This is a genomic window from Streptomyces sp. NPDC107581 (genome assembly GCF_055657175.1).
On sequence record NZ_JBVKBH010000015.1, the window covers coordinates 233,048 to 251,888 of the forward strand.

Genomic DNA, 18,841 nt, shown 5'->3' on the forward strand with positions numbered 1-18,841 from the left:
CGCCCGTCAGTGCCAGCGGAGCTGTCCGCGCTGCTCCCAGTAGACGCGCGGGTCCTCGGCCAGAGTGGCGAGGCGGGTCAGCTGGTCCGCGTCGAGGTCGACGGCGGCCGCATGGAGGTTGGAGGCGAGCTGGGTGACGGTCGCGGCACCGGAGAGGACGACGCCCGCCCAGGGCCGGCGCAGGATCACGGCGAGGGCCACGGCGTCACAGCCGAGGGAGGTCTCCTCGGCCACGGCCTTCAGTACGTCCGGGGCGTGCGGTGCGGCGAGCCGGCCGTTGGCCATGCCCTCCTTGACGATCACGGTCAGTCCGGCGTCGTGCGCCTCGGCGAGCGCGGGCCCTGCCGAGGTCTCCAGGGCGTTGTACGTCGACTGGACGGTACGGAAGAGGGGTGCGCCGTCCACGGTCACTTCGAGTGCCGCGCGGATCGCGTCGGCCTGGGCGGGGCCGCTGGTGGAGAAGCCGATGCTCAGGCCCCCGGCAGCTGCCTCGGCGAGCCTGGCGTGCAGGTCCTTGTCGGTGAGGGCGGGGCTGTCCGGGGTCACCGAGTGGATCTGGTAGAGGTCGAGCCGGTCGCCGAGCAGCGCGTCGGTCTCGGCGCGCTGCCGCTCGTACGTCGCCAGGCCGTGGTCCTTCACCTCGTGCTGTTCGGCGTCGGCGGACCAGCCGGCCGTGTAGGTGTAGCCCCACTTGCTGCCGACGACCACGTCGTCGATGTCCGGGCGGGCGTTCAGCCAGTCGGCGAGGAACTCCTCGGAGCGGCCGTAGGAGCGGGCGACGTCGAAGTAGCGCACGCCCTGGGCGTAGGCGGCGTCGAGGAGTTCATGCGTGCGCTCGCGCAGCGCGTCGACGCTGCGCACCGGCGGGAGGTCCTCCTCGCGGCCCAGGTTGATGTAGCCGGGGCGGCCGACGGCGGCGAGGCCGAGGCCGATGTGGCAGGTCGGCGTCGTGGCGTGCGCGAGACGGGCGAAGGGCATCGCGGGCTCCGTTCGGTCGGCTCCGATGAGGCTTCGACCAACGTAACCCGCGATGACCTTCGATTCGCCGTTCAGCCCGGGAGTTGCGGTGCGTCGGCAGGTACGGCCGCGTCGTGGCTGTTCGCGCAGTTCCCCGCGTCCCCTTCGGGGCACGGTCCGAAGGGGACGCCGGATCAGCTCTGCTTCTTGGCGTCCGCCCAGGCGTGCTGTGCCGCCACGTCCGCCTTGAGCTCGGCGAGCTGGACGGCGACCGCGCCGGGGGCCGTGCCGCCGCGTCCGTTCCGGGAGGCGAGGGCGCCCGGGACGTTGAGGACGGAGCGGACCTCGGGGGTGAGGTGGGCGGAGATCTTCGCGAACTGCTCGTCCGTGAGCTCGTCCAGCTCCTTGCCCTCGGCCTCGGCGACCTTCACGCACTCCCCCGCGACCTCGTGCGCCACGCGGAACGGCACGCCCTGCTTCACGAGCCACTCGGCGATGTCGGTGGCGAGCGAGAAGCCGGCCGGGGCCAGTTCCTCCATGCGCTCGCGGTGGACCGTGAGGGTCGCGATCATGCCCGTGAAGGCGGGGAGCAGTACCTCCAGCTGGTCGCAGGAGTCGAAGACCGGCTCCTTGTCCTCCTGGAGGTCACGGTTGTAGGCGAGGGGCAGGGCCTTGAGCGTGGCCAGGAGCCCGGTGAGGTTGCCGATCAGACGGCCGGACTTGCCGCGCGCCAGCTCGGCGATGTCCGGGTTCTTCTTCTGCGGCATGATCGACGAGCCCGTGGAGAACGCGTCGTGCAGGGTCACGAAGGAGAACTCCTTCGTGTTCCAGATGATGATCTCCTCGGCGATCCGGGAGAGGTTGACCCCGATCATCGCGGTGATGAAGGCGAACTCGGCCACGAAGTCGCGGGAGGCCGTGCCGTCGATGGAGTTGCCGGCACTGCCGCGCTCGAAGCCGAGGTCCGCGGCGACCGCTTCCGGGTCCAGGCCGAGCGAGGAGCCCGCGAGCGCGCCCGAGCCGTACGGCGACACCGCCGTGCGCTCGTCCCACTGGCGCAGCCGCTCGGCGTCCCGGGACAGGGACTGCACATGGGCCAGGACGTGATGGGCGAAGAGCACCGGCTGGGCGTGCTGGAGGTGGGTACGGCCGGGCATCGCCACGTCCGGGTGGGCCTCGGCGAGGCCGGTCAGCGCGTCCTGCAGGTCGGCGATCAGGCCGCCGATGATCCGGGCGTGGTCCCGCAGGTACATCCGGAAGAGGGTCGCCACCTGGTCGTTGCGCGACCGGCCGGCGCGGAGCTTGCCGCCCAGGTCCGGACCGAGGCGCTCCAGCAGGCCGCGCTCCAGGGCGGTGTGGACGTCCTCGTCGGCGATCGTGCCGACGAACGAGCCGTCCGCCACGTCCGCTTCCAGCCGGTCGAGCCCGGCGGTCATGCGGGTCAGCTCGTCCTCGGTGAGCAGCCCCGCCTTGTGCAGCACGCGTGCGTGGGCGCGGGAACCGGCGATGTCGTAGGGCGCGAGCCGCCAGTCGAAGTGGACGGACGCGGACAGCTTCGCCAGGGCCTCGGCAGGACCGTCCGCGAAACGGCCGCCCCAGAGCCGTACGTCACCGCTGTTGCTGCTCACTTGAGTTGCTCCTCGGAAGATGGCTGTGTGCGGCCGCCTCCCACCCTTACAGGGGAGGAGGCGGCCGTCGGGCTGATACGGGTGAGGTGCACCCTTACGGGGTCAGGCCAGGTCCCGCTTGCTTACGGGGTCAGGCCAGGTCCCGCTTGGCGGCGATCTTCGACGACAGGCTGTAGATGTCGATGAAGCCCTTGGCCGCCGCCTGGTCGAAGGTGTCGCCCGTGTCGTAGGTGGCGAGGTTGAAGTCGTACAGGGACGACTCGGAGCGCCGCCCGGTGACGACCGCGCGGCCGCCGTGCAGGGTCATCCGGACATCGCCGGAGACATGCTGGTTGGCCTCGTTGATGAAGCCCTCCAGGGCCCGCTTGAGCGGGGAGAACCACTGGCCGTCGTAGACCAGCTCGCCCCAGCGCTGCTCGACCTGCCGCTTGTAGCGGGCCAGCTCGCGCTCGACGGTGACGTTCTCCAGCTCCTGGTGGGCGGTGATCAGCGCGATCGCGCCCGGGGCCTCGTACACCTCGCGGGACTTGATGCCGACCAGCCGGTCCTCGACCATGTCGATCCGGCCGATGCCCTGGGCACCGGCGCGCTCGTTGAGCTGCTGGATGGCCTGCAGGACGGTGACGGGCCTGCCGTCGACGGCGACCGGGACGCCCTCCTTGAAGGTGACGATCACCTCGTCGGCCTCGCGCGGGACGGCCGGGTTGGAGGTGTACTCGTAGATGTCCTCGATCGGGGCGTTCCAGATGTCCTCCAGGAAGCCCGTCTCGACCGCGCGCCCGAAGACGTTCTGGTCGATGGAGTAGGGGGACTTCTTGGTGGTGGCGATCGGGAGCCGCTTCTCCTCGCAGAAGGCGATCGCCTTGTCCCGGGTCATCGCGTAGTCGCGGACCGGGGCGATGCACTTCAGGTCGGGGGCGAGGGCGACGATGCCGGCCTCGAAGCGGACCTGGTCGTTGCCCTTGCCGGTGCAGCCGTGGGCGACCGTGGTGGCGCCGTGCTTCTGGGCCGCGGCCACCAGATGCTTGACGATCGTCGGCCGGGAGAGGGCGGAGACGAGCGGGTAGCGGTCCATGTAGAGGGCGTTGGCCTTGATCGCCGGGAGGCAGTACTCGTCGGCGAACTCGTCCCTCGCGTCGGCGACCTCGGCCTCGACGGCACCGCAGGCGAGGGCGCGCTTGCGGATGACGTCCAGGTCCTCTCCGCCCTGGCCGACGTCCACCGCGACGGCGATGACCTCGGCGCCCGTCTCCTCGGCGATCCAGCCGATGGCGACGGAGGTGTCCAGACCGCCCGAGTAGGCGAGTACGACGCGCTCGGTCACGGGTTTCTCCTCACACTGCAATCACTGACATGCATGAGTATGCAGAACTCTGCATGATTCGTCAATCGCCTCTCCTGGCCCACCCGGGCAGACCCGACCGGGTCGACCAGGCGGCCCGGCCGAGCCGATCGGACGGTCCCGACCGCTCCGATCGGACAGTTCCGACCGCTCCGATCAGACATCAATTCAACCGGTAAGCACGATTCAACCCGATCCATCCGATTCAACCCACTCCTGAATCGAGCGAGGCCCGCGCACGCCCGGGGCCCTTCGACCCACGCCGAACCGGTCCGCGACGGCTGCGGCCACACCGTCCCCCACATGGCGTACGAGCAGGACCGTGACCTGCACGGCAAGCGCTTCGCGCGCGAGGACGACGCATCGCTGGGCGCGTGTTTCGAGAAGAAGGAGCACATCGCGGCGAGCCTGGATGGACCACCCGGGCTGCCGTTGCCGCTTCCGCCCTCTAGCTTCTGAGCCATGCGCCCCGTTGTCGCCCTCGCTCTCGTGTCCGCGTCCGTCTGCGGCCTCGCCTTCGTCTCCGACCCTCCGCCGGTCCCGTTGCCCGCACAGATGGCGGACACCGGCGGCGGCACCCAGCTCGTCACGGCCCAGGCACCGGGCACCGACGCGACGTCCGGCACGCTCACCTGGTGGGACCTGCGGGACGGCCAGTGGGTGCAGGCCGGGTCCGCACCGGCCCGGTTCGGGTCGAAGGGACTGGTGGAGGGGGGCGCGCGGAAGCAGGGGACGAGTACGACGCCGACCGGGTTGTACGACTTTCCGTTCGGGTTCGGGATCAAGGCGGCGCCCGCCGGCACGCGCGTCGGCTACCGGGCGGTGACGGACAGTTCCTATTGGTGCGAGGACAACGACTCCGCCTCGTACAACCGCTGGGTGGACCCGCTGCCGGCCGACTGCCGTGCCTCGGAGTCCGAGAAGATGATCTCCTACGACACCCAGTACGGGTACGGGCTCGTCATCGGGTTCAACTACGACAAGCCCGTGCGGGGACGGGGGGCCGGGATCTTCCTGCACGTCAACGGGACAGGGGCGACGGCCGGTTGCGTGTCCGTCCCCGAGGACGCGATGCAGCGGATCCTGCAGTGGGCGGATCCCGCGAAGAAGCCGCACATGGCCATCGGGACCGCCGACGGGGTCACGGCGATCACGAACTACTGACGTCCCGACCCGCTGGGGCCCGGTCCGGGTGCGGGTCACGGTCAAGAGCGGCCGGCTCGACGACGTCACGGCGCTCGACCATCCGCAGGACGACCCGCGCGACCAGGAGATCAACGGCTACGCCCTGCCCCGGCTGCTGCGTGCGGCGCTTCAGGCCCGGAGCGCGCTGATCGACGCCGTCCCGGGAGCCACGTACACCAGCGACGGCGACCGCCGGTCGCTCCGGTCCGCCCTCGACTCGTCGGGCCTCTGAACACTCGGCGGGCGCGGCACGTACCTGTGGGCCAAGGGTCAAGTCCCCCCGGAGGAACCGTGACCACGACGCTCGCAGGCGGACGTGCCGCCCGCCGCCAGACGATGCGCCGCATCCGCCCGCGCCGCTCCCCGGCCGTACCGCTGCTGCTCGCGGTCTGGGCGGGCGCGGTGGCCGTGCTGTGGCTCTGGTGGCACAACACCCCGTCCATCGCCGACGACAACGGCAAGATCCTGAACGCGGGCCGGATCACCGGCCTGCTGGCCGGCTACCTGATGGCGCTGGTCGTTCTGCAGATGGCGCGCGTACCGGCGCTGGAACGGCGCGTCGGCTCCGACCGGGTGGCCCGCTGGCACGCGATGAGCGGGCGCTACACGCTCTGTCTGATCGTCGCGCACGTCTTCCTCACCATGTGGGGGTACGCGCTCCAGGCCGGCAAGTCGCTCGGCGACATCGTCCAGCAGACCATCGACTCCGTCGACCAGCTGCCGGACATGGGCAAGGCCGCCATCGGCATGGGTCTGTTCGTGCTCATCGGGCTGACCTCCGTCGGCGGGATCCGCCGCCGGCTGCCGTACGACACCTGGTACCACGTCCACCTGCTCACCTACGCGGCGGTGTACCTGACGTTCTGGCACCAGATCACCACCGGCAACGACTTCGCGGTCGAGCCGGCCGCCAAGACCTTCTGGTACGTGCTGTACGGCTCGGTCACCGCGCTGGTGTTCTGGTACCGGATCCTCGCCCCGGTCCGGCTGAACCTCCGTCACCGCATGCGGGTGGAGGCGGTGATCGAGGAGACGCCGGGCATCGTGTCGGTGCTGATCGGCGGGCGCAAGCTGCACCGGATGGGCGCGGAGGCGGGCCAGTTCTTCCGCTGGCGGTTCCTCGCCCCCGGGATGCGGTTCAGCTCGCACCCGTACTCGCTGTCGGCGGCGCCCCGCCCCGACATGCTGCGGATCACGGTGAAGGCGATCGGCGACCACAGCACCCGGCTGCGCGAGCTGACGCCCGGTACCCGGGTGTGGGCGGAGGGCCCGTACGGAGCGCTCACCGCCCAGCGGCGCAGCAAGGGCAAGGTGCTGCTGGTCGCGGGCGGGGTCGGCATCACTCCGATGCGGGCGCTGTTCGAGACGCTGCCCGGCGCGGCCGGTGACATCACCCTGCTGTACCGGGCCAACACCACCCAGGACCTGGCGCTGTGGGACGAGCTGGCGGCGATCGCCAAGGAGCGGGGCGCCCGCCTGATGTACGCGGTCAACAGCCCCGAGGGCGAGCGGCCGGACATCTCCGCGGAGAACCTCCAGCGGAAGATCCCCGACATCGATCACCACGATGTCTTCATGTGCGGCCCGCCCGGGTTCGCGCAGTCGGTGTTCGAGGCACTGCGCGGTGCGGGGGTCCCCGCGCGCCGTATCCACCACGAGTCGTTCGAGATGTGAGCGGGAGCTGCAAAGCGATGAGGAAGAGCCACCCCATTCGGCGCGTCGTGCTGGCCACCGCCGCCACCGTGTCCGGTGTCGTGCTGCTGCTGTCGCTGAAGCCCGCGTCGGATCCGGCCGCGGCGTCGGCGGCGGGCGCGGCCCCGCAGCAGACCGCGGCGGGACAGGAATCGCCGCAGGGCGGTCAGCAGGGCGGTGCGCAGTCCTCCGGCGGGGCGTCCGGGACGGTGACCGGCGACGCGACCCAGACCCAGTACGGGACCGTACAGGTACGGCTGACCGTCGCGAACGGCAAGATCACCGAGGCGGACGCGGTGCAGGCGCCCAAGGGCGGCCTCAGCGACCAGAAGACCGCCCTCGCCGTGCCCAAGCTCAACCAGGAGGCGGTGGCGACGCAGAGCGCGCAGATCGACGCGGTCTCCGGGGCGACGTACACGAGCACGGGGTACAAGAAGTCGTTGCAGTCGGCGCTGGACAAGATGAAGGCGTCGTCGTCGGGCCCGGCCGCCGGTGCGTCCTCCGGCTCCGGCGCCTCCTCCGGCTCCGGTTCGTCCTCCGGCTCCGGTTCGTCGTCCAGCTCGGCCCGGGCCCGTACCGTCACCGGCAAGGCCGTCCAGACCCAGTACGGCACGGTCCAGGTCCGGATCACGGTCAGCAGCGGGAAGATCACCGAGGCGGACGCGGTGCAGGCGCCCAAGGGCGGCCTCAGCGACCAGAAGACCGCCCTCGCCGTGCCCAAGCTCAACCAGGAGGCGGTGGCGGCCGGTACCGCTGCCATCGACGCGGTCTCCGGGGCCACCTACACCAGCACCGGATACAAGCAGTCGCTCCAGTCGGCGCTGGACCAGGCCGGTGACTGACACGGTGGCCGGGCCGGCCGAGGCTCCCGCCGCGGTGCGTCATGCGGAGGAGGTCATGGGGACCGTCTTCTCCTTCGACGTCCGCGGCGGGGAACCCCGCGCGGTGCGGCAGGCCCTGGAATCGGCGGTCGCGGGCCTGCACCGGGCCGACGCGCTCTTCTCCACCTACCGCGAGGACAGCGAGGTGTCGCGGCTGGCCCGCGGCGAGCTGACCGTGGCCCGGTGCGCTCCCGAGGTGGCCGAGGTGCTGGAGCTGGCGGCCGAGGCGGAGCGGCTGAGCGAGGGGTGGTTCAGCACGCGGTACCGCGGCTCGCCGGACCCGACCGGGATCGTGAAGGGCTGGTCCGCCGAGCGGGCGGCGCGGCTCCTGGCGGCGGTGGACGGGGTGCGCGGGGTCAGTGTGAACGGGGGCGGTGACGTCCAGATGCTGGGCGTCCCGGAGCCCCAGCGGCCGTGGCGGGTGGGGGTGGCCGATCCCCTGCGCCCGGGCGGGCTGGCGGCGGTGATCTCGGCGGCCGGGGTGGACGAACTGTCGGTGGCCACCTCCGGTACGGCCGAACGCGGGGCGCACATCGTGGATCCGCGTACGGGCCGGCCGGCGGTGACGGACCTGGTGGCGGTGACGGTGGTCGGGCCGCGGCTGACCTGGATCGACTGCTGGGCCACGGCGGCGTTCGCGATGGGATCGCGGGCGGGGCTGGCGTGGCTGGAATCGCTGCCGGACGTCGAGGGGCTGCTGATCACCGCGGGGGACGAGGTGCGGTGCACCGGGGGCCTGGCGGCACGCCTGGGCTGAAAATGCCTTTTCTTCGCTTTTACCCGGAAACGCCATCCGAGTTCCGGCCTGGCCCGTATCCCCTGTGAAGCAAGTTTCGGGAGGAACGACATGGCCATCTTCAGCAGTCTCCTGCCGGCGAACGGCTGGGACCATGACGACTGTACGTCGGACCATGACGGTTCACGGCACGGTCACCGCCACGACCACGACCACGACCATGGCCACGACCACGGTCACGGCCACAACCACGGTCACGACCACGGCCACGGCAACGGCCACGGCCACGGCAACGGCCACGGCAACCACGGCTACTGATCACACCCGAGGGCTGAGCGGACCGGAGGCGGGAGGACCCGGTCCGCTTCGCCGATCCCCGAGGAACGCATGCCATGGCGCATGTCCTGCGGCGTCTGCTGTCGGTGGGCGAGGCCTCCGACGCCTTGGTCGCGCCCGCTCCCCCGGTGCCCCCGAGCGCGGTGTTCCGGCGGTTCTGGCCCTACACCCGTGGTGCCCGGCGCTGGCTCGTGCCCGTCGTCGCCTTCAGCCTGATCGGCCCCGCCGTCGACGCCGCCGAGATCTGGCTCTTCAAGATCGTCGTGGACGATGTGCTCGTCCCCCGGGATCTGCGGCCGTTCCTGTGGATCGCACCGGCCTACCTGGGGCTCGTCCTGTGCTCCGGCGTGCTGGCGTTCACCGATGACGTGACGTCCACCTGGGTCAGCGAACGCTTCCTGCTCTCCTTGCGCGCCGATGTGTTCCGGCACGTCCAGGGGCTCTCGCTCGGCTTCTTCGAGCGGCGGCGGCTCGGGGACGTGCTCTCGCGGGTCACGGGTGATGTCGACGCGGTCGAGACGTTCCTGCTCTCCGGAGTGGCGGACGCCCTGTACTACGTGATCAGGCTCGGGGTCTTCCTCGGCCTGCTGGTCTACCTGCGGTGGGACCTGACCCTGCTCGCCCTTGCCATCGTGCCGCTCTTCTGGGGCGCCGGCCGGCACTTCTCGCGACTGATCAAGGAGGCGTCGCGGGAGCGCAGACGGCTCAGCGGCTCGATCAGCGCCATTGCCGAGGAGTCGCTGGGCAATGTCGCGCTCGTCCAGGCGTACAACCGGCAGGGGTGGGAGGAGCGCCGGTTCGAGCGGGAGAGCGCCGGACGGTTCCGGGCGGCGATGGCCTCGGCGCGGATCCATGCCGTCTACGGCCCCGTCGTCGAGATCATCGAGGTGGCCGGCGGACTCGCGGTCATGGGCCTGGGCACCTGGAAGCTGACCCAGGGCCAACTCACCCTGGGCGGGCTGCTGGTCTTCCTCGCGCTGATCGGCAAGCTCTACGGCCCGGTCCGCGGCCTGTCCGGGCTCGGCACCACCTTCTACACGGCGTCGGCCTCGGCCGAGCGGATCATCGAGCTGCTGGACCAGCGGCCGCAGGTGGCCGAGGCCCCGGGCGCACGGCGGATCGGCCGGACGCGGGGTGACGTGGAGTTCGACGGCGTCTGGTTCCGCTATCCCGACGGGATCCCGGCGCGCGCGAGGCCGAGCGCGCAGGACCCGTCCTGGGCGCTGTCGGACGTGTCCTTCCACGTGGCACCCGGCGAGACACTGGCGCTGGTCGGGGCCAGCGGGGCCGGCAAGTCGACCGTCGCCAAACTGCAGTTGCGCTTCTACGACCCGGACCGGGGTGCGGTCCGCCTCGACGGGAGCGACCTGCGGACGCTGCGTCTGCCGGACGTCCGGGAGAACGTGGCGGTGGTGCTGCAGGAGACGCTCGTCTTCCACGGCACCGTGCGGGAGAACATCGCCTACGGCCGGCCGGACGCGACCGAGGCGGACATCGTCGCGGCGGCACGCGCGGCCGACGCGCACGAGTTCATCGCCTCGCTCCCGGACGGCTACGACACGCTCGTGGGCCAGCGCGGCCGGACGCTGTCCGGCGGGCAGTGCCAGCGCCTGGCGATCGCCCGCGCGATGATCAGGGACGCGCCCGTGCTGCTCCTCGACGAGCCGACCACCGGGCTCGACGTCCGGTCGGGGCGGCGGATCATGGACCCGCTGCGCCGGCTCATGTCCGGGCGCACGACCGTCGTCATCTCCCACAACCTGCTGACCGTCCGTGACGCCACCCGGATCGTGGTGCTCGATCACGGCCGGATCGTCGAGCAGGGCACCCACGACGAACTGCTCGACCGCGACGGAACCTACGCCCGGCTCCACCGGCTGCACGGCCTGTCCGCGTCCCCGGCCCCGGGACGGGTGCCGTCGTGAACGCCGGCGGGACCCGGGCGGCCCCGCCCCTGGCCCCGGGCACCGGTCCGGTCCTGGGCTACCGGGTGCCGGCGCACCCGACGCGCACCGGCCGGCTCGACCTCCACGACGCCTGGAGCGAGGAGCGGGCCTGCCGCTGCGTGCTCAAGGCGGTGCGAACCGACCGCCGGGGCGAGCGGCGGCTGCGCGAACGGCTGCCGCGTGCTCTCGCCGCTGTCGTCGACGGCTGTCTGCGGGCCGACGCGTCGTCACGGCCCACGGTCGACGGACTCTCCGCCGCCCTGGAGGCGACGCTGCCCGGCCCGCCGCGTCCCGCTGTCCGCACCTGAGGCCCGGCGAACGCCCGGGTCACTGCTCCGGTTCCACGACGTGGCCCGTCGCCAGGCGGGCCGTGGCGAGGACGGTGCCGTCCTGGGTCACGATGCGGGTGCCGGACAGCGCCGCGGGGTCGATGGCGGTCGACGCGCCCCACGAGCCGCGTCCGTCGCGCAACTCGAAGTCGCCGACCCGGGCCGTCGTGCCGTCGGAGCGTTCGAGCAGGCAGGTGACCCTGCCGCTGTACGGGGTGCCCGGGCCGGTGAGGGCGACGGACATGAAGATCCAGCCGTGGGTCCCGGGATGGGCGTAGACCTCGCCGACGGGCTCTCCGCCGCCGGCCGGGATCATGTCCCCGACCAGCATGGGTTCGCTCTCGACGGCGGCCGGGGGCGAGGCCGTGACCTCCTGGACCGCGGTGCCGACGCCCCAGCCGGCGAACCCGATGGCGACGGCGAGCGCGGAGGCGACCGCCGCGACCTGCAGCCGGGCCCGGCGAGCGCGGCCGCGTACGCCCTGGCGTGCGAGACCGGACGCGCGGGCGTGCGAACGGGTGTCGTGCGCCGCCTGCTGGGCCAGCTTGCGGGCCACCCGGGTGTCGAACCCCGGCGGCGGCTCCCCTTCCGGCAGCAGACCGATCAGCCGGTCGCCGACGAGGGTCAGCTGCCCGATGTGCTCCCGGCACTCGGCACACCGGTCCAGATGCGCGATCGCCGCGGCCCGCTCCCGGCCGGGCAGTACGCCCAGCGCGAGCTCGGCGCCGATCTCGCGCAGCTTCTCGCAGCTCATGTCAGGGGACATGGTCGCCTCGGTTCGGAGACACGAGCGTGGTGCGCAGTTTCGCCATCGCCGTCCTGATCCGCGTCTTCGCGGTACCCAGCGGGATGTGCTCCGAATCGGCGATCTGCTGGGCCGTCATGCCGTAGATGCCGGCCATCACCAGGGCGCGGGCCTGTTCCCGCGGCAGCCGGGCCAGGGCGGCCCGGAGCTGGGACGATGCCTCGTCGGCCAGCGCCCACTGCTCGGGGGTCTCGGTGACGACGCCGAGCAGGCCGTCGAGGTCCTCGGGTGCCACCGGCTCCGTCCGCCGGGCCCGGACGGCGTCGATGGCGAGGTTGTGCGCGATCGTCGTGAGCCAGGTCGTGACGGAGCCGCGGCGCGAGTCGTACATCTGCGCATGACGCCACGCCCGCTCGAACGTCTGCTGGGCGACGTCCTCGGCGAGCTGTGGATCCCCGGTGACTGCCATGGCGACTCCGAACACCCGGTGCTGGAACCTCCGTACGAAGGTGACGGCGAGTTCCGGATCGCCTGTAGCCAGCCCGGACAGCAGTGCTTCGTCCGGGAGGCGGCCCTCAGGAGACCGGAAACCCGACACACCTCTGTATACGGTCGGCCGCCGCCAGGAGATTGCCCGCCCGAAGCGGAAGATCACATTCCTATTCTGCGCCGCGGGACCAGGCCCTGCACGCGGGTCAGTGCCCGTTCTGCGCCAGTCGCAGCAGGTGGTCCGCCAGCGCCTGCCCTCCGGTCGGCTCCCGGCTGATCAGCAGCAGGGTGTCGTCACCGGCGATGGTCCCCAGGATGTCGTGCAGCTCGGCCTGGTCGATGGCCGAGGCGAGGAACTGCGCGGCACCCGGCGGGGTGCGCAGGACCACGAGGTTGGCGGAGGCCTCGGCGGAGATCAGCAGCTCCTGGGACAGGCGCCGCATCCGCTCCTCCTTCGCCGACTCGCCGAGCGGCGCGCGGGGCGTGCGGAAACCGCCCTCGCTCGGCACCGCGTAGATCAGGTCGCCGTCGTTGTTGCGGATCTTCACGGCGTTCAGCTCGTCGAGGTCCCGGGACAGCGTCGCCTGGGTGACGCTCAGCCCGTCGTCGGCGAGCAGCTTCGCCAGCTGGCTCTGCGACCGCACCGGCTGCCGGTTGAGGATGTCCACGATCCGGCGGTGCCGTGCGGTGCGGGTCTGCGGCACGGCGGGCCCGGCGCCCGCCGCCTGCTCATGGTCCTGCGCCTGGCTCATCGTCGTCTCATTCTCCGGATCGTCCGTCCCCATCCACTGGGTCCGCTGCCTCCAGGATGCCGGGCAGCGCCTGGAGGAAGGCGTCCGTCTCGTCGTCGCGGAGGTTGAGCGGCGGCATGAGCCGTACGACGTCGGGAGCGGGCGCGTTCACCAGGAAGCCGGCTTCCTGGGCCGCCTGCTGCACCTGTGCTGCGAGCGGCCCGGTGAGCACGATACCCAGCAGCAGGCCCGCGCCCCGGACATGGTCGATCAACGGGTGGTCCAGCGCCTCGATTCCGTCCCGCAGCCGCTCGCTCTGCCGCTTGACGTTCTCCAGCAGCTGCTCGTCCGCGATCGTGTCGAGAACGGCGAGTCCGGCCGCGCAGGCGACCGGGTTGCCGCCGAAGGTCGTGCCGTGCTGGCCGGGCCGGAGCAGTTCGGCGGCGCGCCCGAAGGCCACGGTGGCGCCGAGCGGCAGCCCGCCGCCGAGTCCCTTGGCGAGCGTGACGACATCGGGCAGGACGCCCTCGTGGGCCTGGTACTCGAACCAGTTCCCGGTGCGGCCCACTCCGGTCTGCACCTCGTCCAGCACCAGCAGGGCGCCCGTGGCGGCGGTGATCGCCCGGGCCGCCTTGAGGTAGCCGGCCGGGGGGACCACGACCCCGTTCTCGCCCTGGACCGGCTCGATGACGACGAGGGCGGTCTCCTCGGTCACCGCCGCGGCCAGCGCCTGCGCGTCGCCGTACGGGACATGCGTGACGTCGCCGGGCAGCGGCAGGAAGGGCTCCTGCTTGCCGGGCTGGCCGGTGAGGGCGAGGGCGCCCATGGTCCGGCCGTGGAAGCCGCCCTCGGTGGCCACCATGTGGGTGCGGCCGGTCAGCCGGCCGATCTTGAACGCGCCTTCGTTGGCCTCGGCGCCGGAGTTGCAGAAGTAGACCCTGCCGTCGCGGCCGAAGAGCTGGAGCAGCCGTTCGGCGAGGGCGACGGGCGGCTCGGCGATGAACAGGTTGGAGACATGGCCGAGGGACGCGATCTGCCGGCTGACGGCCTCGACGACGGCCGGGTGGGCGTGGCCGAGGGCGTTGACCGCGATTCCGCCGACGAAGTCGAGGTACTCCGTGCCGTCGGCGTCCCACAGCCGGGCGCCGGCACCGCGCACGAGGGGCAGCCGCGGAGTGCCGTAGTTGTCCATGAGCGCGCCCTGCCAGCGCCCGGTCAGCTCTGCGTTGGTCGCGGTGCCCGTCATGGCTGCTCCCCCTCGGTCTCGTCGGGCACGACCATGGTGCCGATGCCCTCGTCGGTGAAGATCTCCAGCAGGATCGAGTGCTGGACCCGGCCGTCGATGACCCGCGCGGTCCGCACGCCGTTGCGCACGGCGTGCAGACAGCCCTCCATCTTCGGCACCATGCCGGCGGACAGCTCCGGCAGCAGCTTCTCCAGCTGGGCCGCGGTGAGGCGGCTGATCACCTCGTCGGAGTGGGGCCAGTCCTCGTAGAGGCCCTCGACGTCCGTGAGGACCATGAGGGTTTCGGCGCCCAGAGCCGCAGCGAGTGCCGCAGCCGCCGTATCAGCATTGACGTTGTAGACATGTCCGTCGTCCTGACTGCGGGCGATGGAGGAGACGACCGGGATACGGCCGTCGGCGAGCAGGGCCTCGATCGCGCCCGTGTCGATCGCGGTGATCTCGCCGACCCGTCCGATGTCGACCGGCTCGCCGTCGATCTCGGGCCGGTGCCTGGTGGCGGTGATGGTGTGCGCGTCCTCGCCGGTGAGGCCGACGGCGAGCGGTCCGTGCTGGTTGAGCAGGCCGACCAGCTCGCGCTGCACCTGCCCGGCGAGCACCATCCGTACGACGTCCATGGCGTCCTCGGTGGTGACCCTGAGGCCCGCCTTGAACTCGCTGACGATGCCGTGCCGGTCGAGGGCGGCGCTGATCTGCGGGCCGCCGCCGTGCACCACGACCGGCTTGAGGCCGGCGTGCCGCAGGAAGACGACGTCCTGCGCGAAGGCGGCCTTCAGCTCCTCGTTCACCATGGCGTTGCCGCCGAACTTGATGACGACGGTCCTGCCGTGGTGCCGGGTCAGCCAGGGCAGCGCCTCGATGAGGATCTGGGCCTTGGGCAGGGCGGTGTGCTTGCGCGTGGGTCCGGTGCTCATGACGAGTAGGCGCTGTTCTCGTGGACGTAGTCGGCGGTGAGGTCGTTGGTCCAGATGGTGGCGGTCTCGCCGCCGGCCGCGAGGTCGGCGACGATGTGCACCTCGCGGTAGCGCATGTCGACCAGCTCGCGGTCCTCGCCGACGCCGCCGTTCTTGCAGACCCAGACGCCGTTGATGGCGACGTTGAGCTGGTCGGGCTCGAAGGCGGCCCGGGTGGTGCCGATGGCGGACAGGACGCGGCCCCAGTTGGGGTCCTCGCCGTGGATCGCGCACTTGAGGAGGTTGTTGCGGGCGATGGAGCGCCCCACCTCGACGGCGTCGTCCTCGCTCGCGGCGTTGATCACCTCGACCTTGATGTCCTTGCTCGCGCCCTCGGCGTCGCGGATCAGCTGCTGTCCGAGGTCGTCGCAGACCTGCCGCACGGCCTCGGCGAACTCGTCCTGGCCGGGGGTGATGCCGGAGGAGCCGGAGGCGAGCAGCAGCACCGTGTCGTTGGTGGACATGCAGCCGTCGGAGTCGACGCGGTCGAAGGTCGTGCGCGTGGCGGCCCTCAGCGCCCGGTCCAGTGCGTCGCTCTCCAGCTCCGCGTCGGTGGTGAGCACGACCAGCATGGTGGCGAGGCCCGGGGCGAGCATGCCCGCGCCCTTGGCCATGCCGCCGACGGTCCAGCCGTCCTGGGTCACCACGGCCGTCTTGTGCACGGTGTCGGTGGTCTTGATGGCGATGGCGGCCTTCTCGCCGCCGTGCTCGGAGAGCTGGGCGGCGGCCGTCGCGACGCCCGGGAGCAGCTTGTCCATGGGCAGCAGGACACCGATGAGGCCGGTGGAGCAGACGGCGACCTCGATGGCGCCCCGGCCGAGCACCTCGGCCGCCTTCTCCGCGGTGGCGTGGGTGTCCTGGAAGCCCTTGGGGCCGGTGCAGGCGTTGGCGCCGCCGGAGTTGAGGACGACCGCCGACACCTGGCCGCTCTTGAGGACCTGCTCGGACCACAGCACCGGAGCGGCCTTCACGCGGTTGGAGGTGAAGACGCCCGCGGCGGCACGGCGCGGCCCGTTGTTGACCACGAGGGCCAGGTCCGGATTGCCGTTCTCCTTGATCCCGGCGGCGATTCCGGCCGCCGTGAATCCCTTTGCTGCCGTGACGCTCACGGTGCGACTCCGATCGTGGAAAGCCCGGTGGTCTCGTCGAGTCCCAGGGCGATGTTCATGCTCTGGACGGCACCGCCCGCGGTGCCCTTGGTCAGGTTGTCGATGGCGCTGATCGCGATGATGCGGCCCACCTCTGCGTCGTACGCGACCTGCACCTGAACGGCGTTGGAACCGTAGACGGACGCGGTGGCGGGCCACTGCCCCTCGGGGAGCAGACGGACGAAGGGTTCGTCGGCGTAGGCCTTCGCGTAGGCGGCGCGCAGCGACTCGCCGGTGACGCCTTCCCGGGCGGAGGCGCTGCAGGTGGCGAGGATCCCGCGGGGCATGGGCGCCAGGGTGGGGGTGAAGGAGACCGAGATCCGCTCCTCGGCCACGCCGCTGAGGTTCTGGATCATCTCGGGGGTGTGCCGGTGGCCGCCGCCGACGCCGTACGGCGTCATCGAGCCCATGACCTCGCTGCCGAGCAGGTGCGGCTTGGGCGCCTTGCCCGCGCCGGAGGTGCCGGAGGCGGCGACGATCACCGCCTCGGGCTCGGCGAGGCGGGCGGCGTAGGCGGGGTACAGGGCGAGGGAGACGGCGGTCGGGTAGCAGCCGGGGACCGCGATGCGCTTGGCCCCCTCCAGCGCGGTGCGGGCGCCCGGAAGTTCGGGGAGGCCGTAGGGCCAGGTGCCGGCGTGCGGGGAACCGTAGAACCTCTCCCAGTCGGCCGGGTCCCGCAGCCGGAAGTCGGCGCCCATGTCGACCACGAGGACGTCCGGGCCGAGCTGCTCGGCGACGGCGGCGGACTGCCCGTGCGGCAGCGCCAGGAAGACGACGTCGTGCCCGGCGAGCGCCTCGGCCGTGGTCTCGGCCAGCACCTGGTCGGCCAGCGGCAGCAGATGCGGCTGGAGCGCGCCGAGCCGCTGGCCGGCGTTGGAATTGCCGGTCAGGGCACCGATCTCGATCTCGGGGTGCGCGAGGAGCAGGCGCAGGACCTCTCCGCCCGCGTATCCGCTCGCTCCGGCCACCGCCGCACGTACCGCCATGTCCATCCTCCTCTGGATGGCATGACTATACGTATCGCTGCACTTTTATGCAATGCAATGCATCAGGATGCGGGGTGCGCCCGCCGCGGGCCGGCCGCCGGCCGTTCCGGCGGGCAGCAGGGCGGCGCCCGCGGCCGGCCCGGCCTCGGCCTCGCGCGGCGCGAGGTTCAGCGGTGCAGCGCGGCCTCGGGGACGGCCTCCGCCTTGGGCGCCATGACCCAGCGGGACACGACGAAGGTGACCGGGATCGCCGCAGCCGAGGCGAGCAGCGGGGCGAAGCGGCTGCCGGCGTGCAGCACGTCGACGATCACGTACACCCCGGCGGTCGTGATCAGGAAATTGGTGACGTTGGTCAGCGGGAACAGCAGGAATTTCCGCCAGGTGGGCCTCGTCCGGTAGGTGAAGCGCGCGTTCAGGAAAAAGGATCCGATCATGCTGATCAGGAATGCCAGGATGTGCGCGACAAGATAGGGAAGCCAGTTGAGAAACAACAGGTAAAGACAGTAGTAGGTGGCCGTATTCACGACTCCGACCACCGCGAAGGTGAGGATCTGCCTCGACATCAGGGGATGAGATCTTTCGTCCGTTCCACATTGGTCGCCTTCACCAGGAAGTGCGGACGCCCCTTCACCTCGTAGTAGATGCGGCCGGTGTACTCCCCGATGACTCCCAGCATGACCATCTGGACGCCGGCCAGGGCGGTGACGGCGGTGATGATGGTCACATAGCCGGGCGTCTGCACTCCGTTGGCGAGCGCGGCGCCCACGATCCACGCGGTGTACAGGCCCGCGCACAGCAGCAGGCCCATGCCGAGCCAGAGGGCGGCGCGCAGCGGACGGTTGTTGAAGGACAGCAGGCCGTCCAGGCCGTAGTTGAGCAGGCCGCGGAAGGACCAGGAGCTGCTGCCGGCCTCGCGTGTCGCGTTCTCGTACTCGAAGGTGGTGCTCGGGAAGCCGACCCAGGCGAACAGGCCCTTGGAGAAGCGGTTGTACTCGGTGAGATCCAGGATCGCGTCCGCCACACGGCGCGACAGCATCCGGAAGTCGCCCACGCCGTCGACGAGTTCGACGTCGACCATACGGTTGATGAGCCGGTAGTAGAGGCGGGCGGTGAGGGTGCGGGCGAAGCGGTCGCCGGTGCGGGTGCGCTTGGCGATGACCTGGTCGTAGCCCTGGCCGCGCAGCTCGACCATCCGCTTGATCAGCTCCGGCGGGTGCTGGAGGTCGGCGTCCATGACGACGACCGAGTCGCCCGAGGCGTGCCGGAGGCCGGCGAGCAGGGCCGCCTCCTTGCCGAAGTTGCGGCTGAAGGAGACGTACCGCACCCGGGAGTCGCAGGCGGCGAGGTGCCTGAGGACGGCGAGCGTGCGGTCGCGGCTGCCGTCGTCGACGTACACGAACTCCATGTCGTGGCCGAGCGGCAGCAGTTCGTCCGCGATCTTCTGGACCTCCTTGTGGAAGCGTTCGAGGACGTCTTCCTCGTTGTAGCAGGGCGCGACGACGGATATCAGCATG

20 protein-coding genes and 1 pseudogene are annotated in these 18,841 nt (G+C 71.4%); 9 read left to right on the top strand and 12 right to left on the bottom strand.

Annotated elements, in window-relative coordinates; genetic code table 11:
- Positions 1-6 precede the first annotated feature (6 nt).
- The 3 genes from ACZ7P3_RS32725 to ACZ7P3_RS32735 form a co-directional block, all read right to left on the bottom strand.
- Complete coding sequence (locus ACZ7P3_RS32725) at positions 7-978, bottom strand: aldo/keto reductase (RefSeq protein WP_472087162.1); 972 nt, start codon at positions 976-978, stop codon at positions 7-9.
- Positions 979-1,151: 173 nt separating this feature from the next.
- Positions 1,152-2,585 (bottom strand): argininosuccinate lyase, encoded by a 1,434-nt coding sequence (gene argH / locus ACZ7P3_RS32730; RefSeq protein ID WP_472087164.1) that lies wholly within the window; start codon positions 2,583-2,585, stop codon positions 1,152-1,154.
- A gap of 130 nt (positions 2,586-2,715) precedes the next feature.
- Entirely contained in the window at positions 2,716-3,909 is a 1,194-nt protein-coding gene (locus ACZ7P3_RS32735; RefSeq protein ID WP_472087166.1) for an argininosuccinate synthase, read from the bottom strand.
- Between the two features lie 279 nt (positions 3,910-4,188).
- Here ACZ7P3_RS32735 and ACZ7P3_RS32740 point away from each other — a divergent pair.
- The 9 genes and pseudogenes from ACZ7P3_RS32740 to ACZ7P3_RS32780 form a co-directional block, all read left to right on the top strand.
- Positions 4,189-4,386: pseudogene (locus tag ACZ7P3_RS32740) on the top strand (pyridoxamine 5'-phosphate oxidase family protein); the annotation flags it as partial.
- 3 nt (positions 4,387-4,389) lie between these two features.
- A complete protein-coding gene (locus ACZ7P3_RS32745; RefSeq protein ID WP_472087167.1) occupies positions 4,390-5,091 on the top strand; it encodes a L,D-transpeptidase family protein in 702 nt (233 codons plus the stop codon).
- Positions 5,024-5,344 (top strand): FMN-binding protein, encoded by a 321-nt coding sequence (locus tag ACZ7P3_RS32750; RefSeq protein ID WP_472087229.1) that lies wholly within the window; start codon positions 5,024-5,026, stop codon positions 5,342-5,344. Before ACZ7P3_RS32745 ends, ACZ7P3_RS32750 begins: the two co-directional genes overlap by 68 nt.
- Positions 5,345-5,403: 59 nt before the next feature.
- Positions 5,404-6,786, top strand: a complete 1,383-nt coding sequence (locus tag ACZ7P3_RS32755) for a ferredoxin reductase family protein (RefSeq protein ID WP_472087169.1) — start codon at positions 5,404-5,406, stop codon at positions 6,784-6,786.
- A 17-nt stretch (positions 6,787-6,803) separates the two neighbouring features.
- A complete protein-coding gene (locus ACZ7P3_RS32760) occupies positions 6,804-7,646 on the top strand; it encodes an FMN-binding protein (protein WP_472087171.1) in 843 nt (280 codons plus the stop codon).
- Positions 7,639-8,442, top strand: coding sequence for an FAD:protein FMN transferase (locus ACZ7P3_RS32765; protein WP_472087173.1), 804 nt, complete (start codon positions 7,639-7,641; stop codon positions 8,440-8,442). Before ACZ7P3_RS32760 ends, ACZ7P3_RS32765 begins: the two co-directional genes overlap by 8 nt.
- A 90-nt stretch (positions 8,443-8,532) precedes the next feature.
- A complete protein-coding gene (locus ACZ7P3_RS32770; RefSeq protein ID WP_472087175.1) occupies positions 8,533-8,739 on the top strand; it encodes a hypothetical protein in 207 nt (68 codons plus the stop codon).
- A gap of 74 nt (positions 8,740-8,813) precedes the next feature.
- A complete protein-coding gene (locus ACZ7P3_RS32775; protein ID WP_472087177.1) occupies positions 8,814-10,682 on the top strand; it encodes an ABC transporter ATP-binding protein in 1,869 nt (622 codons plus the stop codon).
- Complete coding sequence (locus ACZ7P3_RS32780) at positions 10,679-11,011, top strand: hypothetical protein (protein ID WP_472087179.1); 333 nt, start codon at positions 10,679-10,681, stop codon at positions 11,009-11,011. The genes ACZ7P3_RS32775 and ACZ7P3_RS32780 overlap by 4 nt, the downstream gene beginning before the upstream one ends.
- A 19-nt stretch (positions 11,012-11,030) precedes the next feature.
- Here ACZ7P3_RS32780 and ACZ7P3_RS32785 read toward each other — a convergent pair whose 3' ends face one another.
- From ACZ7P3_RS32785 to ACZ7P3_RS32825, 9 genes are all read right to left on the bottom strand, one after another.
- A complete protein-coding gene (locus ACZ7P3_RS32785) occupies positions 11,031-11,798 on the bottom strand; it encodes a hypothetical protein (protein WP_472087181.1) in 768 nt (255 codons plus the stop codon).
- A complete protein-coding gene (locus ACZ7P3_RS32790) occupies positions 11,788-12,375 on the bottom strand; it encodes an RNA polymerase sigma factor (RefSeq protein WP_472087183.1) in 588 nt (195 codons plus the stop codon). Before ACZ7P3_RS32790 ends, ACZ7P3_RS32785 begins: the two co-directional genes overlap by 11 nt.
- A gap of 97 nt (positions 12,376-12,472) precedes the next feature.
- A complete protein-coding gene (locus ACZ7P3_RS32795) occupies positions 12,473-13,018 on the bottom strand; it encodes an arginine repressor (RefSeq protein WP_093479117.1) in 546 nt (181 codons plus the stop codon).
- Between the two features lie 7 nt (positions 13,019-13,025).
- Positions 13,026-14,243 carry an acetylornithine transaminase gene (locus ACZ7P3_RS32800; protein WP_472087185.1) on the bottom strand — a complete coding sequence of 406 codons (1,218 nt, stop codon included), beginning with the start codon at positions 14,241-14,243 and terminating at the stop codon, positions 13,026-13,028.
- Positions 14,240-15,154: an acetylglutamate kinase gene (gene argB / locus ACZ7P3_RS32805; RefSeq protein WP_472087187.1), complete on the bottom strand. Its 915-nt coding sequence runs from the start codon at positions 15,152-15,154 to the stop codon at positions 14,240-14,242. The genes ACZ7P3_RS32800 and argB overlap by 4 nt, the downstream gene beginning before the upstream one ends.
- On the bottom strand, positions 15,151-16,302 hold the full coding sequence (gene argJ, locus ACZ7P3_RS32810) for a bifunctional glutamate N-acetyltransferase/amino-acid acetyltransferase ArgJ (RefSeq protein WP_472087189.1): 1,152 nt from the start codon (positions 16,300-16,302) through the stop codon (positions 15,151-15,153). The genes argB and argJ overlap by 4 nt, the downstream gene beginning before the upstream one ends.
- Entirely contained in the window at positions 16,299-17,327 is a 1,029-nt protein-coding gene (gene argC / locus ACZ7P3_RS32815; RefSeq protein ID WP_472087191.1) for an N-acetyl-gamma-glutamyl-phosphate reductase, read from the bottom strand. The genes argJ and argC overlap by 4 nt, the downstream gene beginning before the upstream one ends.
- A gap of 167 nt (positions 17,328-17,494) precedes the next feature.
- Complete coding sequence (locus tag ACZ7P3_RS32820; protein WP_472087193.1) at positions 17,495-17,890, bottom strand: GtrA family protein; 396 nt, start codon at positions 17,888-17,890, stop codon at positions 17,495-17,497.
- Complete coding sequence (locus ACZ7P3_RS32825; protein WP_472087195.1) at positions 17,890-18,840, bottom strand: glycosyltransferase family 2 protein; 951 nt, start codon at positions 18,838-18,840, stop codon at positions 17,890-17,892. The genes ACZ7P3_RS32820 and ACZ7P3_RS32825 overlap by 1 nt, the downstream gene beginning before the upstream one ends.
- Position 18,841 lies beyond the last annotated feature (1 nt).

What these genes read in the sequence shown, in the direction of transcription:
- ACZ7P3_RS32725 (WP_472087162.1), bottom strand. Translation starts at nt 978, where the DNA reads ATGCCCTTCGCCCGTCTCGCGCACGCCACGACGCCGACCTGCCACATC.
- ACZ7P3_RS32745 (WP_472087167.1), top strand. Translation starts at nt 4,390, where the DNA reads ATGCGCCCCGTTGTCGCCCTCGCTCTCGTGTCCGCGTCCGTCTGCGGC.
- ACZ7P3_RS32760 (WP_472087171.1), top strand. Translation starts at nt 6,804, where the DNA reads ATGAGGAAGAGCCACCCCATTCGGCGCGTCGTGCTGGCCACCGCCGCC.
- ACZ7P3_RS32770 (WP_472087175.1), top strand. Translation starts at nt 8,533, where the DNA reads ATGGCCATCTTCAGCAGTCTCCTGCCGGCGAACGGCTGGGACCATGAC.
- ACZ7P3_RS32775 (WP_472087177.1), top strand. Translation starts at nt 8,814, where the DNA reads ATGGCGCATGTCCTGCGGCGTCTGCTGTCGGTGGGCGAGGCCTCCGAC.
- ACZ7P3_RS32785 (WP_472087181.1), bottom strand. Translation starts at nt 11,798, where the DNA reads ATGTCCCCTGACATGAGCTGCGAGAAGCTGCGCGAGATCGGCGCCGAG.
- ACZ7P3_RS32795 (WP_093479117.1), bottom strand. Translation starts at nt 13,018, where the DNA reads ATGAGCCAGGCGCAGGACCATGAGCAGGCGGCGGGCGCCGGGCCCGCC.
- ACZ7P3_RS32800 (WP_472087185.1), bottom strand. Translation starts at nt 14,243, where the DNA reads ATGACGGGCACCGCGACCAACGCAGAGCTGACCGGGCGCTGGCAGGGC.
- argB (WP_472087187.1), bottom strand. Translation starts at nt 15,154, where the DNA reads ATGAGCACCGGACCCACGCGCAAGCACACCGCCCTGCCCAAGGCCCAG.
- argC (WP_472087191.1), bottom strand. Translation starts at nt 17,327, where the DNA reads ATGGCGGTACGTGCGGCGGTGGCCGGAGCGAGCGGATACGCGGGCGGA.
- ACZ7P3_RS32820 (WP_472087193.1), bottom strand. Translation starts at nt 17,890, where the DNA reads ATGTCGAGGCAGATCCTCACCTTCGCGGTGGTCGGAGTCGTGAATACG.
- ACZ7P3_RS32825 (WP_472087195.1), bottom strand. Translation starts at nt 18,840, where the DNA reads ATGCTGATATCCGTCGTCGCGCCCTGCTACAACGAGGAAGACGTCCTC.